This is a genomic window from Microbacterium sp. VKM Ac-2923, from assembly GCF_022815605.1.
Lineage (GTDB): Bacteria > Actinomycetota > Actinomycetes > Actinomycetales > Microbacteriaceae > Microbacterium.
Window position 1 is genome coordinate 1 of sequence record NZ_JALGRP010000010.1, and the last position, 13,517, is coordinate 13,517.

Here is a 13,517-nt window from a genome sequence, read left to right on the forward strand (position 1 = left end):
CCGCTTCACACTCCGCAAAACGCTGAACACAGCCACGCCCCTCAATCAGGGTGTTGCACTGACCCAATGAGACCGCCGAGGAAAAGATCCTCCGCTCGCCGAATCCCCTCCGCCGCGACCAGCCCGCGCCTCGACTCAGACCTTCTGCCGCGGCCGGAGGCTTCCGAGTCCCCCGTCGGCGCCGATGATCTGCCCGGTCATCCACGCGTTCTCCGGCGAGAGCAGGAACTCCACGGCCCGCGCGACGTCATCGGGTTCGCCGAGCCGTCCGAGCGGATGCATCGCCTCCGAGACCTTCCTCGACATGTCGGTCGACGTCAGCTTCTCGGTCAGACGCGTCTGCACCAGTCCCGGGGCCACCGCGTTCACGCGAAGGCCGTGAGCGGCGTAGCTCGCGGCCGCCGACAACGTCAGGCCGATCACGCCGGCTTTGGCCGCGGCGATGCCGTCATGGTTCGGCAGGCCCGCCAGGGCGGCGGCCGATGACACGAGCACCACGGATCCGCCGCCGCGCATGTGCGCCCCCGCCGCGCGCACAGCCGCGAACGACGTCGTCAAGGACGCCGCGATCAGGCCGTCGTACTGCTCGCGCGAGGTGAGGTGCGCGGGTTTGAGCAGCATGGATCCCGCGAACACCGCGATACCGTCGAGACCGCCCGCCCCACCGACAACCTGATCGACGGCGTCGAAGTCGGTGGCATCCAGGGTGAAATCCGGCTCGATAACGGATGAATCGCGAGCGGTCGTGAGAACGCGGTGACCCGCGTCGCGCAGTCGTTTCGCCGTCGCCCCGCCGATGTCGCTCGAGGCCGCGATGAGAAGGAAGTTCGCCATGCGGCGAGTCTGACCACACCCGACGACCGTGATCGGGGGCTGGACAAGCCGTCACCCCGTCGTCAGCGCAGCGCGGAGGCGCTCGTTCTCGCTCAGCCAGTCGGCGTCGCCCTCCCACAGTTCGGCCAGCTCGCCGGCCTCGGATGTCGCGATCGCGACTGCCCTGTGCGCGAGTGCGACGAGCTCCACCGTCGGCCTCGGCGCGCGGGCGATATAGGCCTCGACGTGTTCGGAGAACGCCGGAGTCTTGACGCGTCCGAGCCCGCGCGCCACCACCTCGGCGGCCGCGACGGCCACGGTCGCGTCATCGGCGTCGAGCCTCGACGGGTCCGAGTCGGCGACGACGTGCAGCGCCGCGCTGACGATGCCCCAATCGACGTGGTCCTCGAGTTCGTACGCCCAGTCGGCGGCGGTGTCGTTTCCGAACGGTTCTGCACTCCATGTACCCATGCGCGGGATCGTACGACGGGCCTCCGACATCGCCGTAACAGAACGAACCTCCCCGCGCCGCCCGGAGAGAATGGATGCCATGGACTGGCAGATCTCCGAAGACACGGTGCCCTCGGCCCCGGTGACGGAGGCCGACGCCCGGTCGCTCCTCGGTCGCCCGCCGGCCACCGGCGCGTGGCGCGACGGCGACCCCGGCGGTGACCGCCGGTTCGCGACGTTCGGCATGTTCGAGACCGAGAACGGCGAGGCGCTCCCGCAGGTGCGACTCGCGTACGAGACCTGGGGCGAGCTGTCCCCCGCCCGCGACAACGCGGTCCTCATCCTGCACGCCCTCACCGGCGACAGTCACGTGCGTGGTGCTGCGGGTCCCGGACACCCCACGGCCGGGTGGTGGAGCGATCTGGTCGGGCCGGGAGCCGCGATCGACACGGACCGTTGGTTCGTCGTCGCCCCCAACATGCTGGGCGGATGCCAGGGCTCGACGGGTCCGGCGAGCATCGCACCCGACGGGTACGAGTGGGCCTCGCGCTTCCCCTACCTCACGATCCGCGACCAGGTCGCGTCCCAAGCGCTGCTCGCCGATGCCCTCGGCGTCGAACGGTGGTTCGCCGTGGTCGGCGGTTCGATGGGCGGAATGCACGCGGTCGAATGGGCCGCCGGCCTCCCCGATCGTGTCGCGCGCGCGGCGATCCTCTCCGCACCGCCCGTCACGACCGCCGACCAGATCGCCCTCAACTCGGTGCAGCTCGATACGGTGCGCATGGACCCGCGCTTCTCAGGCGGCGAGTACTACGACGCCGGAGATGGCGACGGTCCGCACCGCGGCCTCGCACTGGCCCGCCGCATGGCTCTGCTCAACTACCGGAGCCCCACCGAGCTGAACCAGCGGTTCCAGCGCTCGTGGCAGTCGGGCGTGAGCCCGCTCGGCCGCGGCGGACGCTTCGCCGTGGAGTCGTACCTCGATTTCCACGGCAACAAATTCACCCGCCGCTTCGACGCCAACAGCTACCTCACGCTCGTCGAGGCCATGAACTCGCACGACGTCGGCCGCGATCGTGACGGCGTCGAAGACGCCCTCGCGCGCGTCACGGCCACGACACTCGTGCTCGGTATCGACAGCGACCGACTCTTCCCCATCGACGGCCAGCACCGCATCGCCCGCGGCATCCCGCAGACCCTCGACGGTGACCAGGCGGTGGTGCTCTCGAGCGACTTCGGCCACGACGGGTTCCTCATCGAGACCGCCGCCGTCGCGGCGCACTTGCGTCGGCTGTTCGCGACCTGACGTTTCCGGATGCCGTGGCGCGGCATCCAGAGCCCTCGGCGAATCGCGGAGCGCCGCCGCGGGTCCCGAGCGACAGTGCCTCCGCTCGCGTGGAGCCGCCACGGACGCCGCCGGCTCGTGTTCAGTGTCCACACCGCCCGGACGTTTCCGCGAGGCGCTCGGGTGTCCTGGACACCCGAGCGGTGCCCCGCACAAGCGCGGCCCGAGACCCTGCGACCGTGTGCACCCTCCGCGTTCAACATCCACGACACCCGGACATCTCCCCGAGGCGCCCGGGTGTTCTGGACACCCGACGGGTGCCCCACCCCGGACGACAGACGCCGCACCCGCGTGACGCGGCGCGCCGGTCAGCGCTGCGTCGGGATCGACCCGGTGATCGCGGTCTGCGCGGCCTCGGCCGCCGGCATCCGGTGTTCGGGGTGACGACCGCTCCGATCCTCCCTGCGGTACGAGACCACGGCGACGACGAGCCCGCCGACAGCAAGCACGGCACCGACCCAGGCGGGGGCGACGAGTCCGAGACCCGCCGCGATCGCTAGTCCACCCAGGAACGCGCCGAGGCTGTTGCCGATGTTGAGCGCTGAATGGTTCAGAGCGGCGGCGATCGACTGGTTGTCCTCGGCCACGTCCATCAGGCGGGTCTGGATCGCCGGGCTCAGCGCCGCCCCGCAGAACGCGACGAGGAAGGCGAACAGCACGAGGCTCACGATCCAGCCGGCCGTCATCGCGAGGCCGATGGATGCCGCGGCCAGGGCGGTGAGACCGATGTACAACCAGAACCGAAGGTTCTTGTCCGCCAGGGCACCCCCGACCACGTTGCCGATGGTCATGCCGATGCCCACGAGCACCAGGACGAGGGAAACCGCCCACTCCGGCTGCCCGGCGACATCGGTGATCATGGGCGCGATGTAGCTGTACATCGCGAAGAACCCGCCGAAGCCGATCGCCCCGATTCCCAGTGCGAACCACACCTGGCCGATGCGGAACACCCGCAGCTCATCACGCAATCGGCGACCGGGTGACCCGGGGTGCTTCGGCACGAACATCGCGATGCAGATCGTCGCCAGCAGGAAGATGCCGGTGACGACGGCGAACGCCGCGCGCCAGCCGACCTGCTGGCCCAGCAGGGTGCCCAGTGGCACGCCGACGACGTTGGCGATCGTCAGGCCCGTCAGCACGAAGGCGACGCCCTTGGCGCGGTTGCCGGGACCGAGAGCGTCCGCGGCCACCAGCGCACCGATGCCGAAGTACGCACCGTGCGGCAGCCCCGCGAGGAAACGGGATGCCGCGACGAGCTCGAACGTGGGGGCGATGACCGTCAGCAGGGTGAAGAACGCCAGCGCGGCGGCCAGCACGATCATCACGCGGTGCCGCGGGAAGCGTGCGACCGACCCGGCGATCGTGGGCGCGCCGACGACCACGCCGAGCGCGTAGAGGGAGATCAGCCAGCCCGCTTGCGCGATGGCATCGTCGGGCGAGGCCGCCCACGCACCGGGGACGAGTTCTCGAGCGATGTTGGGCAGGAGGCCCATCACCACGAACTCGGTCATGCCGATGCCGAAACTGCCGATGGCGAGAGAAAGGAGCGCCCGCATCGCCGCACCTCTCGAGGTCGTCGAAGAGGTCACCAGACGAGTGTATTCGGCTGGCGTCGGCGAGGTCGAATCGTTTCGAGGTGTCGTCCGTTTCCCGCCGCCCGGGCCGGATCCCCGCCCGCCCGGATCAGTCGGCCCGGCGCTGCAACGCGTCTTCGAGGCGCGCGATCTTCCCGTCGATCTCCCCCGTGCGACCCGGGCGGATGTCCGCCTTCACGACGAGCGACACGCGGGATCCGTAGGGCAGAACGGCATCCGTCGCCGCTTTGACCACCGCGAACACCTCGTCCCACTCCCCCTCGATCTCGGTGAACATCGAACTGGTACGGTGCGGCAGTCCCGAGGCGCGGACGACAGCGACGGCCGCCGCGACCGCGTCGTGCACAGACCCGTCGGGAGTCTCCGCCGAGGCGGGACCGATGCCGGATGGAGCGACCGAGAAGGCGATGAGCATGCCCCCAGGCTACGGGGCGGGCACGCGCCGGGCGAGGCCACGACCTCCGGGAGTGCCGACGGCCGTCGGCCGCGGTGTCCCGCCTCCGAACTCGGTCATCGCCCGGCGGGCACGCGCGGCGGTACGGGCTTGCGACCCGTCACGATCTCCCGCAGGCCGGCGGGCGGGCGCACGCGACCCACGGGGGCCTTCACGACCCGCACGATCGCCCATACCAGCAGCACCAGAGCGAGGAGGTTTCGCACCTCGAGCACGACGACGGGGAACGGATTGGGGTGCGTCGCCATGAGGCCGTCGTAGAGCATCGGATACATCCACTGGGTGAGTCCGGCGATCACCAGCGTCATCGCCGCGAACCCGTACCAACGGCGCCGTTCGAGCATGAGGCCCAGGGCGACGGGGGCGAACAGCCATACGTAGTACTGCGGCGATCCCACCTTGTTCAGCGCGATGAAGGCGGTCACCAGCGCCAGCGACAACGGCGGGAACAGGGCCAGGTACGTCGCGCCGTGGCGGAGCTTCCACACGCCGACGGCGGCGACTCCCGCCATGACGAGCAGCATGATCGGCGTCATTGCGGCGATGAGCGGCTCAGCGCCGGGGCCCGTCACCTGGAAGGTGAGGACGTCGCCGTCGTAGTAGACCTCGCTGCCGGGCACGTAGAACGCGGCGAGGAACATGTACAGGCCGCCGACCGGCGCCTCCATCTGGATACCCCGCGAGGTCTGATCGCCCACGAACCCGAACACGAAGGGCGCACCGCCCAGCGCCACCACGGGGATGATCGTGGCCAGCGACACCGCCACCGCCCCCCACACGAGCGCGAGACGTCGACGGATCACGACGAGACCCGCGGCGAGGATGGCCGCCGGCCACACCTTCATCCACACGGCGATCGAGAGGAGAAGGGATGCCAGGAACGGGCGACGGAGCATCCATATCCCGCCGAGGAGGGCGAGGGGCACGGTGATGCCGTCGATGCGGTAGAGGCCGACCGGGCCGATCAGCAGGATCGCGGCGAGCCAGAACCACGCCGCGAGCACGCGGCCGCGCGAGCGGGCGTCGCCGACGAGCACCACGAAGGCGATGAGGTTGAACACCGACACTGTCAGGGCCCAGGCGGGTGTGTAGCTGATCGCCCACGCGAAGACCCAGGCGAAGGTCATCGGCAGGAACGCGAGCTGCGGGTAGATCCAGTTCTCGGTGATGCCCGGCCACTGCCACGTGTCGCTGCGCGTGCACGAGCTCACGTCGATGCCGCCGAACAGCGCGCAGCGCGACCACGGCTCGTACACCAGGTACACGTCGCCCATCGGCTCGTTGGGCTGTTGGTAGCCCAGCACTGCGACGACGACGTGCACGGCGACGAACGCGATCAACAGGGGAACGACACGCCTCAGCACCGGCCAATCCTAAACGGGGCTGTCTGAACGCCCCGGACGTGGATGCGCCGACCTCGCGCCACGACGGGCGAGGAGCCCGCGAACGTTATGCGATCGAGTCCCCGAGCAGGGCGGCGACCACCTCGGGCAGGGCTTCGGCGACATCGAGTGCCGTGATCGGTCCGCCCCCTCCTCCGCGGGCGAGGGATGCCGTCGTACCGGCGCGACCGTGCAGCCACGCCGCGGTCGCCGCGCACGCCGCGAGATCGTCCGGGCTGCTGCCTCCCGCCGCCACGGCTCCCGCGACGACCGCCCCGAGCACGCCCCCCAGCACGTCGCCGGTGCCGGCGGTGGCGAGCCACGCGGTGCCGTTCGACACACGGCGGCTCCAGCCGCCGGCCGCGGCCACGATGGTCACTGCGCCCTTGCAGAGCACGACGCCCCCGAAGGCGTCCGCGGTCTCCCGCGCCGCGCGCTCTCTCGCGTCGTCGTCGCCGGCGTCCGCCCGCGGCAACCCGAGCGCCTCCCGCAGCCGGACGACCTCGCGAGCGTGCGGGGTGACGATGATCGGCGCCGTGGCCCCCGGCACGAGATCCAACGCCCCGGCATCGACGACGACCGGCACCTCGCCGTTCAGGATGCCGCGGAGCGCGGCCGTCTCGGGCGCGTCGCGCTCGGCGGCATCCGTTCCGGACCCGATCACCCACGCCTGCACGCGCCCGTCCGCCGTCACCGTCTCGGGGCGGCGCTGCAGCACGAGGTCCTGCGCACGCGAGGGTCCGAGGTAGCGGACCATCCCCGTGCCGGTCCGCCACGCGGCCTCGACGCCGAGCACGGCAGCTCCCGGATACCGCGTGGAGCCGGTGCGCAGCCCCACGACGCCGCGGGAATACTTGTCGTCGTCCGCCGTTGGCCTCCGCAGTGTGCGAGCCGCATCCAGCCCGCTCCAGTCCCTCGCCGTCATGGCGTCACCCTAGAACGCAAAGGTCCCCCATGAGCGCCCTCTTCACACCCCTGTCCATTCGCGGTATCGAGGTGCGCAACCGGCTGTGGGTGTCGCCGATGTGTCAGTACAGCGCGGTCGACGGCGTGCCGAACGACTGGCACCACGTGCACCTCGCGCAGTTCGCCGCGGGAGGTGCGGGGCTGGTGATCGCCGAGGCGAGCGCGATCTCACCCGAGGGGCGGATCTCGCCCGACGACGCGGGGCTGTGGAACGACGCGCAGGCCGAGGCGTGGCAGCCGATCGTCGCCGCGATCCGCGCCCGCGGCGCCGTCGCGGGCGTGCAGCTCAGCCACGCCGGACGGAAGGCCTCGACCACGTCGCCGCTCACCGGCGAGCGCGGGTCCGTCGCCCTCGATGCCGGCGGATGGAGCATGGTCGCCCCGTCGGCGGTCGCCTATGGCTCGTACGCCGAACCGATGGCACTGGACATCGCGGGAATCGACGCGATGGTGAGCGATTTCGCGGATGCCGCGCGCCGCGCCGTCGCGGCCGGGTTCGAGGTCGTCGAGGTGCACGCCGCTCACGGCTATCTGCTGCACCAGTTCCTCTCGCCGCTGACGAACCACCGCGACGACGCCTACGGCGGATCGTTCGAGAACCGCGCGCGCCTGCTCGCGCGCGTCACCGAAGCCGTGCGGGCGGCCGCGCCCGACGCGGCGCTGTTCGTGCGCTTCTCGGCGACCGACGCGGCCGAGGGCGGGTGGGACGTCGCCGACACCGTCGCCGCCGCCCGCCTGGTGGCGCGGGCCGGTGCGGACCTCATCGACGTGTCCAGCGGGGGGCTCGTGCCCCATCAGCGGATCACTCCCGGCCCCGGCTATCAGGTGGACCACGCCGCCACGGTGCGCCGCGAGACCGGGCTCCTCGTCAGCGCCGTCGGCATGATCGACGACCCCGCGTTCGGCGAGGAGATCGTCGCCGACGGCCGCGCCGACGCGGTCATGTCGGCCCGCGAGTGGCTCCGCGACCCCCACTACGCCCTCCGCGCCGCCGCCGCACTCGGCGTGGATTCCCCCGCCCCCGCGCAGTACCTCCGCGCGTACTGACGTCTCACCCCGCCGCCCCGCGCGGAACACCCTGTGTCCGCGCGGGAACTCTCGACCGACTGCGCGGCATCCGTCCTGCGCGCGTCAGCTGACGTGCTCGCGGTCGTCCGTTGCTCGCAGGGGAACGCGAACCTCGTGGGTTCCGGCATCGATCCTGCGAAGAACGTCGCGATCTCCGAACCTCGCGGGGGCCACATCCCCCACGAGTGCCGACGCACCGGGGGCCGCTCAGCCCCCTCCCACGGCGCCCCGACACGCAGAGCACCGGATGCCGCGGGCCTGAGCCGCGCGGCATCCGGTGCTTTCGTCTAGACGAAGCGGCGACGCTCGGTGGCGTCCTGCACTTCACCGACGAGTTCTTCGATGACGTCCTCGAGGAACAGCACCGCCTTGACGTCGCCGCTCTCATCACGCACCTGTGCGAGGTGACGCCCCGAACGACGCATGAGCGCGAGCGCATCTTCGAGGTCCGTCGTCTCGAGCACCGACACCATGTGGTGGATGCGTTTTCCGGGAATGGGTCGAAGCATGTCGGCGTCCGCCCCCTCGGCCGCCCGCAGCACGTCCTTCAGGTGCACGTATCCCGTCGGGATCCCGCCCGGGTCGACGATCACGTACCGCGAGTACCCGTGCTGCGCGACCGCCCTCTCGATCTCAGCCGGGGTCGTCGTCTCGGGAAGGGTCACGAGCTCGCCCATCGGCACCGCGATGTCGGCGGCCTTCTTCTCGGTGAACTCCACAACGGCGGTCACGGTCCCCGACGTGTCGTCGAGCACCCCCTCGCGACGCGACTGCGTCACGATCGTGGCGACCTCGTCGAGCGTGTAGGTCGAGGCGGCCTCGTCCTTCGGCTCGACGCGGAACAGCCGCAGCACGTGATTCGCGGTCCAGTTCAGCGCCACGATGATCGGGTAGAACGCCTTCGACACCGCCACGAGCGGCGGCGCGAGCATGAGCACCGCGCGATCCGGCAGCGAGAACGCGAGGTTCTTCGGCACCATCTCGCCGAAGACGACGTGCAGGTACGACACGATCAGCAGCGCGACGATGAACGAGACGATGTCGACCGCCGCCTCCGGCATCCCGGTGAGCCCGAGCGGGCCCGCCAGCAGATGGTGGATGGCCGGCTCCGACACGTTCAGGATCAGCAGGGAGCAGATCGTGATGCCGAGCTGACACGTCGCCAGCATCAGGGTGGCGTGCTCCATGGCGTACAGCGCGGTCTTGGCCGCGCGCGAGCCCCGGTCGGCGTGCGGCTCGATCTGCGATCGGCGCGCCGAGATGACGGCGAACTCCGCGCCGACGAAGAAGGCGTTGGCGGCCAGCAGCACCACCAGCCATGCGATTCCCGCCCAGTCGCTCACTGGTCGCCTCCCTTCGCCGCACGGACGAGGTCGCCGACGTTCTGCTCCTCGACGGTCGGAGTGAACTGCACCCGGTCGACGCGGCGGCCGTCCATGCGCTGAACGGCGAGCACGCCGTCGTCGAGGGTGACGGTGTCGCCCACGACGGGGATGCGCTCGAGCGCCGCCATGATGAACCCGCCCACGGTGTCGTAGACCTCTCCCTCGGGCACGCGGATGCCCGCCCGGTCGAGCACTTCATCGGGTCGGAGATCGCCGGGGAAGGTCACGGATGCCGCGGAGCGCACGACGCCGGCGCGCGAGCGGTCGTGCTCGTCGAGCACCTCGCCGACGATCTCCTCGACGAGATCTTCGAGCGTGACCACTCCCGCGGTGCCGCCGTACTCGTCAACGACGATCGCCATCTGATAGCCGCGCGAGCGCAGTTCGGACACGAGCGTGTCGAGGTGCACGGTCTCGGGGACGCGCAGCGGCTCGGTGGACAGCGCCGCGACCGGAACCTCGCCGCGCCTCTCGCGGGGGACGCCGATCGCCGCCTTGAGGTGCACGACGCCGATGATGTCGTCCATCGAGTCGCCATAGACCGGGAAGCGGCTGTGCCCGGTGCGACGCGCGAGCTGCACGACGTCGTCGGCGGGGTCGCCCGCGGCGAGCGCGTGCACGCTCGGGCGCGGGGTCATGACGTCGGCGGCGCTCAGGCGCGCGAAGGTGAGGCTGCGGTTCAACAGCGACGCCGTGTCCTTCTCGAGCATCCCGGCGCTGGCCGATCTCTTCACGAGGCTCGACAGCTCCTCGGCCGACCGGGCACCCGAGAGCTCTTCCTTGGGCTCCACGCCCATTGCGCGGAGCACCCCGTTGGCGCTGCCGTTGAGCACCAGGATGGCGGGTTTGAACACCGCGGTGAAGGCGATCTGGAAAGGGAGGACGAGCTTGCCCGTCTGCCGAGGGATCGCCAGGGCGAAGTTCTTGGGCACGAGCTCGCCGAGGATCATGGACAGCACCGTGGCGAAGCCCACGCCGATGACCGCGGCCAGCGACACGATGAGCGCCTCCGGGAGGCCCCACGCCTGGAAGACCGGACGAAGCAGGTTCGAGATCGCCGGTTCCATCGTGTAACCGGTCAGCAGGGTCGTGAGCGTGATGCCCAGCTGCGCGCTCGACAGGTGCGTCGAGGTGATGCGCAGCGCATCGATCGTGAGCGACAGTCGCGACTCGCCGGCATCACGGCGTGCCTCGAGGTCAGCGCGGTCGAGATTGACCAGGGCGAATTCGCTCGCGACGAACAGCCCGGTTCCCACGGTGAGGAGGAGCCCCACGCCCAGCATGATGAAATCCATCAGGCATCACCCCCGCTCGAATGTCCGGCGGAAGGGGGTCGTTGGGGCCTGGGTCTACAACTGGGAGGGTCGTCCATCGTGCCGACGATTCTATGGCAGCCTCAGCCCACCGGCATCCGGATCCTCCCGCACCCGGTCGGTGGGGAGGATGGGTGGATGGATGCCACCTCTCCGGTGCGGTCACGCGCCATGGCCGCCGAGTCGGCCGTCGTCCGCCGCTACGTCCGTCGGTACGGACCGGTCGCCTGGGCTCACGCCGCGACGCCGGGGGTTCCGGGGGCCGGCACCTGGCACTACTGGTGGCATGCGCACCTGCTCCACGTCCTCCGTGACGCGCAGCAGCACCGGCCGGACCCGCGCCGGGGCCGACTCCTGCGGGCGCTGCATCGCGGCATCACCCTGCGCACGCTGGGCCGCTGGACCACCCCGTTCTACGACGACGTGGCGTGGATGACGTTGGCGTTGCAGCGGTACGACCTGCATGACCGACGCATCGACCGCCTCACGCGGCGACTCGACGAGGCCGTCGACCCCGCCGTCGGAGCTCTGCCCTGGGCGGTCGACAGCGCGCTCTACAACGCGCCCGCCAACGGGCCAGCGGCGATCGCTCTGGCGTGGTCCGCTCGCCGGGGGTCGGCGGTCGATCTCGACGCCTGGGTGGCGACGACCCTCGATGATCCCGCCACGGGGCTGGTGCGCGACGGGATCGAGCACGGTGCCGTCCGACCAGACCTCTGGACGTACAACCAGGGCGTCGCGATCGGCTCCGCCCTCGCTCTGGCCGAGGGCGCCCCGGATGCCGACGCCCGGGAGGCCCACGAGGCGCGCGCGGCATCTCTCGTCCACGCCGTCCGCCGCTGGTGCGAGGCCGACGGAGGTCTCTTCCCCGCCGCCGGGGGCGGGGACGGCGGCCTGTTCGCCGGGATCCTGGCGCGCTACCTGGCGGAGGCGGCGTTGTGGTTCACCGACGACGCGTCCGACGACGTTCGCCGGGCGGTGTCCCATGCCGCGCGCGATCTCGTCCGCGGCAACGCCGACGCCCTGTGGAGCGGACGCCGCGCCGGGCTCTTCCCGGCCGACCCGCGGCGCCCGGCCCGCGCGGCCGGCGACGACCTCGACCTGTCCGTCCAACTGGGCGCGTGGATCACGCTCGAGGCGGCCGTCGACGTGGACACGCTCACCAGCTGACGGGCAGGGCCTTGCCTTCCTCGTAACCGGCAGCCGACTGCAGGCCCACGCGGGCGCGATCGTGGAACTCCGCCACCGTCGACGCACCGGCGTACGTGAACGACGAGCGCACACCCGACGTGATCATGTCGAGCAGGTCTTCGAGGCCCGGTCGCTGGGGGTCGAGGTAGATGCGCGACGACGAGATCCCCTCGGCGAACAGCTCCTTGCGCGCCCGCTCGAACGGATCGAGGCGACCGAACCTGCCCTGCACCGCCTTGGTGGAGGCCATGCCCCACGACTCCTTGTAGAGCAGACCGGCGTCGTCGGTGCGCAAGCGCCCCGGCGACTCGATGGTGCCCGCGAACCACGACCCGATCATGACGGATGCCGCACCGGCGGCGAGAGCCAGAGCAACGTCGCGCGGGTAGCGCACTCCCCCGTCGGCCCACACGTGCGCCCCGACGCTGCGCGCCGCCTCAGCCGTCTCGAGGACGGCGGAGAACTGGGGGCGACCCACGGCGGTCATCATGCGAGTGGTGCACATCGCCCCCGGTCCCACTCCGACCTTCAGGATCGTGGCGCCGGCGTCGGTGAGGTCGCGCACACCGTCGGCGGTCACGACATTGCCGGCGGCGAGGGGGATGCCGAGATCGAGCGCGGCGACCTCGCGCAGCGCTCGGAGCATCTGCGCTTGGTGGCCGTGGGCGGTGTCCACCACCAGCACGTCGACCCCGGCGGCCGCGAGCGCGCGCGCCTTGCCCGCGACGTCGCCGTTGATGCCGACCGCCGCGGCCACGATGAGGCGCCCGTCGGCGTCGACTCCGGGGCGGTAGACCGAGTCGCGCAGGGCGCTGCGCGGCGACAGGGTCCCCACCACGCGGTCGCCGTCGACGACCGCGACGACATCGACTCCGGTCTCCTCGATCAGCGCGAACACCGCTCGCGGATCGCCGATGCGCGAGACCTCCACCAGCGGCGTCTCCCCGCGTGTGATGTCGCCGAGCGTGGCATCCAGGAGAGCGCTCGCCAGGCGCGGTGCGGGCACGATGCCGCGGAAACCGGCGAGGTCGACGACGCCGTCCACACGCGCGTCGGCGACGACGATCCCGCGACCGGGCACCGGCGGAAGCAGCAGACGCGCGTCGGCGACGGTCGCGCTGGGCGGCAGCACGAGCGGAGCATCCCAGGCGACGGGCTGAGACTTCACCCACGCCACGGCGTCGAGCAGGTCCGGCAGCGCGAGGTCCTGCGGGAGCACGCCCAGACCGCCGCGACGCGCCAGGGCGGCGGCGAGCCGCGTTCCCGTCACCGAGTTCATGTTCGCCGAGACCAGCGGCAGGGTCGCCCCGCTTCCGTCGGCGGGGGCGAGATCCACATCGAGTCGGCTTCTGACCTCGGAATGACGCGGGACGAGGAACACGTCCGAGTAGGTCAGGTCGACATCGGGCTGGGCGCCGGAGAACTCCATGGCATCCACCTCACCACACGATACGAAAGTAAAGGCCTCGTAAAGGCCCCGGCTGCCCCCATGAACCTCGACTAGGCTGGCTGACGCGCGGGACGCGAGACGTCCGAGACGGTGACGTCGGCGCAT

The 13,517-nt window shown here is 71.1% G+C and carries 12 protein-coding genes; 3 read left to right on the forward strand and 9 right to left on the reverse strand.

The window, feature by feature from the left end:
- Positions 1-135 precede the first annotated feature (135 nt).
- Positions 136-834 (reverse strand): SDR family NAD(P)-dependent oxidoreductase, encoded by a 699-nt coding sequence (locus MT347_RS14675; RefSeq protein ID WP_243502019.1) that lies wholly within the window; start codon positions 832-834, stop codon positions 136-138.
- Between the two features lie 51 nt (positions 835-885).
- Positions 886-1,284: a DUF4259 domain-containing protein gene (locus MT347_RS14680; protein ID WP_243502021.1), complete on the reverse strand. Its 399-nt coding sequence runs from the start codon at positions 1,282-1,284 to the stop codon at positions 886-888.
- A 79-nt stretch (positions 1,285-1,363) separates the two neighbouring features.
- On the opposite strand from MT347_RS14680, the gene MT347_RS14685 reads away from it, so the two are divergent.
- On the forward strand, positions 1,364-2,569 hold the full coding sequence (locus tag MT347_RS14685) for a homoserine O-acetyltransferase (protein ID WP_243502023.1): 1,206 nt from the start codon (positions 1,364-1,366) through the stop codon (positions 2,567-2,569).
- 347 nt (positions 2,570-2,916) lie between these two features.
- On the opposite strand, the gene MT347_RS14690 is transcribed toward MT347_RS14685, so the two are convergent.
- The 4 genes from MT347_RS14690 to MT347_RS14705 all read right to left on the reverse strand — a co-directional run bounded on the left by MT347_RS14690 (position 2,917) and on the right by MT347_RS14705 (position 6,964).
- Positions 2,917-4,164, reverse strand: coding sequence for an MFS transporter (locus MT347_RS14690; RefSeq protein WP_279391408.1), 1,248 nt, complete (start codon positions 4,162-4,164; stop codon positions 2,917-2,919).
- Between the two features lie 127 nt (positions 4,165-4,291).
- Positions 4,292-4,618 (reverse strand): thiamine-binding protein, encoded by a 327-nt coding sequence (locus MT347_RS14695; protein WP_243502027.1) that lies wholly within the window; start codon positions 4,616-4,618, stop codon positions 4,292-4,294.
- 95 nt (positions 4,619-4,713) lie between these two features.
- Positions 4,714-6,021 carry a glycosyltransferase family 87 protein gene (locus tag MT347_RS14700; RefSeq protein ID WP_243502028.1) on the reverse strand — a complete coding sequence of 436 codons (1,308 nt, stop codon included), beginning with the start codon at positions 6,019-6,021 and terminating at the stop codon, positions 4,714-4,716.
- A gap of 85 nt (positions 6,022-6,106) precedes the next feature.
- Entirely contained in the window at positions 6,107-6,964 is an 858-nt protein-coding gene (locus tag MT347_RS14705) for an ADP/ATP-dependent (S)-NAD(P)H-hydrate dehydratase (RefSeq protein WP_243502029.1), read from the reverse strand.
- A gap of 29 nt (positions 6,965-6,993) precedes the next feature.
- Between MT347_RS14705 and MT347_RS14710 the strand changes: the two genes are divergently transcribed.
- Positions 6,994-8,052, forward strand: coding sequence for an NADH:flavin oxidoreductase/NADH oxidase (locus tag MT347_RS14710; RefSeq protein WP_243502030.1), 1,059 nt, complete (start codon positions 6,994-6,996; stop codon positions 8,050-8,052).
- 308 nt (positions 8,053-8,360) lie between these two features.
- Here the strand turns inward: MT347_RS14710 and MT347_RS14715 are convergent, their stop codons facing one another.
- On the reverse strand, positions 8,361-9,416 hold the full coding sequence (locus tag MT347_RS14715; protein WP_243502031.1) for a hemolysin family protein: 1,056 nt from the start codon (positions 9,414-9,416) through the stop codon (positions 8,361-8,363).
- The gene (locus tag MT347_RS14720) at positions 9,413-10,753 is read right to left on the reverse strand and encodes a hemolysin family protein (RefSeq protein ID WP_243502032.1); all 1,341 of its coding nucleotides are present in this window, start codon (positions 10,751-10,753) and stop codon (positions 9,413-9,415) included. Before MT347_RS14720 ends, MT347_RS14715 begins: the two co-directional genes overlap by 4 nt.
- Before the next feature lie 156 nt (positions 10,754-10,909).
- Between MT347_RS14720 and MT347_RS14725 the strand changes: the two genes are divergently transcribed.
- Positions 10,910-11,941 carry a glycoside hydrolase family 76 protein gene (locus MT347_RS14725; RefSeq protein WP_243502033.1) on the forward strand — a complete coding sequence of 344 codons (1,032 nt, stop codon included), beginning with the start codon at positions 10,910-10,912 and terminating at the stop codon, positions 11,939-11,941.
- On the opposite strand, the gene MT347_RS14730 is transcribed toward MT347_RS14725, so the two are convergent.
- Positions 11,931-13,391 (reverse strand): GuaB1 family IMP dehydrogenase-related protein, encoded by a 1,461-nt coding sequence (locus tag MT347_RS14730; protein WP_243502034.1) that lies wholly within the window; start codon positions 13,389-13,391, stop codon positions 11,931-11,933. The genes MT347_RS14725 and MT347_RS14730 overlap by 11 nt on opposite strands.
- Positions 13,392-13,517: the final 126 nt, after the last annotated feature.